Origin of the sequence: Psychrobacter sp. CAL346-MNA-CIBAN-0220 (genome assembly GCF_040309805.1) — a bacterium.
Classification (GTDB): domain Bacteria; phylum Pseudomonadota; class Gammaproteobacteria; order Pseudomonadales; family Moraxellaceae; genus Psychrobacter.
Window position 1 is genome coordinate 1 of record NZ_JBEOPF010000033.1, and the last position, 513, is coordinate 513.

1 protein-coding gene is annotated in these 513 nt (G+C 49.7%); it reads right to left on the reverse strand.

All coding sequences use genetic code 11. The features are described from left to right. Positions 1-513, reverse strand: a 513-nt coding sequence (locus AAEY88_RS12580) for an ArsA-related P-loop ATPase (RefSeq protein ID WP_350562922.1), incomplete at both ends; no start/stop codon positions are given.

The window sequence follows — 513 nt, forward strand, 5'->3', positions numbered from 1 at the left end:
CAATAGCAGTCTGCTGACGGTCATGCAGCAGTGCTCCCGCCTGACGAAACAGCTCTTTACGTTTCTCCAGCACGGATACTGCTTGCTCCCAGCGGTCAGACTTCTTTTCTGCAAACGGATTTGCCACATTATTTTGCTGATTATTATCTTTTTTCTGGCTGCTGTCTTTTTGATTGTGACGGTCCAAATGTGTCGCTACCGAGCGCAGTTTCGCCTGTCGCCGTTGCTGTGACAGTAATCCATCTGTCCACGCGCCCATCATCTCTGGTAGTACCAGCAATCGCAAAGTATGTCCAGTTGGAGCGGTCTCAAAAATAATATGCTCATAATTGGCATCTGCTGCCGCGACCAAATGCTGACACATCGATTCGAGCATAGCGGCTTCTTGGGCACCAGGGGCAGATTTTGATAGCCTGAGATGCTCACGAATTTTGGGCATCATGTCTGGATTGGCGTAGGCGGTAATCGTGCGCTCAACTTGAGCAAAATGCGCATCGACGATGACATCAGGAT